3 protein-coding genes are annotated in these 2,537 nt (G+C 65.5%); 2 read left to right on the top strand and 1 reads right to left on the bottom strand.

The genetic code is table 11. The features are described from left to right. Positions 1 to 63: 63 nt before the first annotated feature. Positions 64 to 1,251, top strand: a complete 1,188-nt coding sequence (locus EOA27_RS31540) for a hypothetical protein (RefSeq protein ID WP_127258113.1) — start codon at positions 64 to 66, stop codon at positions 1,249 to 1,251. A 140-nt stretch (positions 1,252 to 1,391) separates the two neighbouring features. Here the strand turns inward: EOA27_RS31540 and EOA27_RS31535 are convergent, their stop codons facing one another. After that, on the bottom strand, positions 1,392 to 1,493 hold the full coding sequence (locus EOA27_RS31535; RefSeq protein ID WP_112130457.1) for a putative RiPP precursor: 102 nt from the start codon (positions 1,491 to 1,493) through the stop codon (positions 1,392 to 1,394). 381 nt (positions 1,494 to 1,874) lie between these two features. Between EOA27_RS31535 and EOA27_RS31530 the strand changes: the two genes are divergently transcribed. Next, a partial coding sequence (locus EOA27_RS31530; RefSeq protein ID WP_245491216.1) for an amidase family protein occupies positions 1,875 to 2,537 on the top strand: 663 nt, incomplete at its 3' end.

The following is a 2,537-nucleotide window of genomic DNA, read 5'->3' as shown; positions in this document are numbered from 1 at the left end:
GTTTCGCCAAGTTCCGGGACAGCGGCGCCGGCAATCGGTTGCGCGGCCAGGAGCGCGGCGCCTGTGGCTGCTAACGCTCTTGTCCTTTTCGTCTCGGCTCTCGTGGTTGCGGGGGCCATCGCGCTCATTGCGCTCGCCCTACGCCGGCGCCGCAAGCGGCGCAAGCTGCGCCGCAGCGCCGATCCCGCGCACGATTATCAGGCCCGCGCCAATTGGTCGGCAAGCGACCACGCCTTGAATTACTCGTCCTTCGTCTTCATGGACGTCGACGGCGACGGCAGGTTCGGCGAGGCCGACCGGCCGATGGGCGGCATTGTCGTACGGGTGTTCGACGACAAGGGCGCGTTTATTACCTCGGCCACCAGCAACAGCTCCGGCTTCGCCAACTTCCTCATGTCGACCGGAAAGCGGTGGGCAAGCCTCCGCGCGCCTGGACTCTACCGGTTTTCGGTGTCCGTCCCCAAGGGATGGCGCGTCAGCACGGGCAATGAGAGCCAGATGTTGCGGCTGGTCGAACTGCCGGGGTCGCCCGCCGGCCTGGTGGGAGAGGATCTGCCTGGACTTGTCGGGCTGGTCCCGGGGCGCAGCCTGCGCGGCAAGACCCCGGCATCGGCGCAGGTGACATTGAAGGTGATGGGCAAGGGCGAACTGCTGCAGACCATGCCGCTTGCGGCAGGCAGCTTCCACTTCGACCTCCCGGACGTGGCCGACACACTGGAGATTTCGGGCCCGGATATCGGGCGGCGTCTGGCGCTTTGTCCCTATCCGACCGACCTCGGCGAACTGAGGCCGGACGCAATCGCCGACGAGGCCGTGCTGTCGCGGATCGGGTTTGACGACGTCACATCACTCGACTTCAAGAAAGTGCCTTCCGGCCATGCCGGCCTGGAGTGGCGCAACATCAACGCCATCGCTAGAAACTACGTCAAGGAGAGCGAAGGCTATCTCAACGGCAGCATCCGGGGCAACCACGCAGCCTATACCAGCAGCGGCCACCCAGCCGAGTTCGGCGGCAGCACACCCTTCGGCTTTCATTCGGTCATGTTGACCGCCGCCTGGCTGAGATCGGAAGGGGAGGTGGCGCTGATTGAAAGCTGGCTGGGCGACGAACTCGTCGCCAGCGATGAGGTGGTGCTATCGGCATTGGCGCCGGTTCACTACGCGCCCATGCTGAAGGCTGTGACGCGTGTGCGCGTTTCCACCAGGCACCACTGGCAGCTCGTGCTGGACGATCTAGTGCTGGCGCGCTGAGCGGCGTAGACACCCTTTGGCATTTCGGCGGACTGCCATCGGCATCTTGTCCCGGCAATGGGGCCGGAAGAGGCCGCACGCCGTTCTGGAATTCCATCACGCCAAGGAATGTTTGCTCCTTCTTCGGCGGATGCCTTGCATTATTGCGGCGGGTTGGACAACACCACAGGCGCATTCGCGGCGGTGATCGCCCCAAGCCTGCCTCTAAGAACCAAAGTGGGCTTCTCGTAGACTTTCTTCATGCCAAGCTCTCCTGCAAAATCCCTGCCGGATGATCCCATAACATCGTGTGCTGTCAACCAATGCGCCTTCCATTCAGTCCAGCTATTCCTGGGCAATGTGGCTTTCCGCGCACAGTCGTGGGCCGGCAGGGTCCGTAAGGTTCTCTATCGAGCCACATTCTTCGCCTCGATGATGTCCCGCACTTAGTCTTGGCAAAGCTCGGCCGTCTCCCCCGCAGGGGGTCAGCAGCATGCGCCGGCTTACACTTCAGCCCGGAAATTGGCGAAAGCGATCGTGACATCAATCTCCCCCCTTGCGGCGGAGATGCCCGGCAGGGCAGAGGGGGTGTGACGGAACGCGGCCCTCGATCGGTTCCGGCCGCCAAGTCCAAGGTACGTGCCATGCCCACCCTCCACCTCGTCGAAGCCTCGATCGCCGACCTGCGCCGCGCGCTGGAGGACGGCACCGTCACCAATGTCGAGCTGGTCGCGGCCTATCTCAGGCGTATCGCCCATTACGACCGTCACGGCATCGCGCTGAACGCCGTGCCTGTCCTCAACCCGGACATGTTCGCGGAGGCGGAAGCATCCGATCGGCGCCGCCGCGCGGGCGAGGCGCTCGGACCGCTCGACGGCATCCCCTACACCGCCAAGGACAGTTACAAGGCGAAGGGCCTGACGGTGGCCGCCGGCTCGCCGGCCTTCGAGCATCTCGTCGCCACGGAGGACGCCTTCACCATCGCCCAACTGCGCGCCGCGGGCGCGGTGCTGATCGGCCTCACCAACATGCCGCCGATGGCCAATGGCGGCATGCAGCGCGGCGTCTATGGCCGCGCCGAGAGCCCGTATAACAAGGATTTCCTCACCGCCGCCTTCGCCTCCGGCTCGTCCAACGGCTCGGGCACCGCGACCGCCGCCAGCCTCGCCGCTTTCGGGCTCGGCGAGGAAACCTGGTCGTCCGGCCGCGCGCCCGCCTCCAACAATGCGCTCACCGCCTACACGCCCTCGCGCGGCGTGATCTCGGTGCGCGGCAACTGGCCCCCGGGGCCGACCCTGGATGTGGTG

This window comes from Mesorhizobium sp. M2A.F.Ca.ET.037.01.1.1, assembly GCF_003998075.1.
Lineage (GTDB): Bacteria > Pseudomonadota > Alphaproteobacteria > Rhizobiales > Rhizobiaceae > Mesorhizobium.
The sequence above is the reverse complement of the archived record's forward strand: the minus strand, read 5'-3'. Positions and strand labels throughout refer to the sequence as shown.

Excerpts from the sequence above, each read along its gene's own strand:
- EOA27_RS31535 (WP_112130457.1), bottom strand. The coding sequence starts at position 1,493 with ATGAAGAAAGTCTACGAGAAGCCCACTTTGGTTCTTAGAGGCAGGCTT.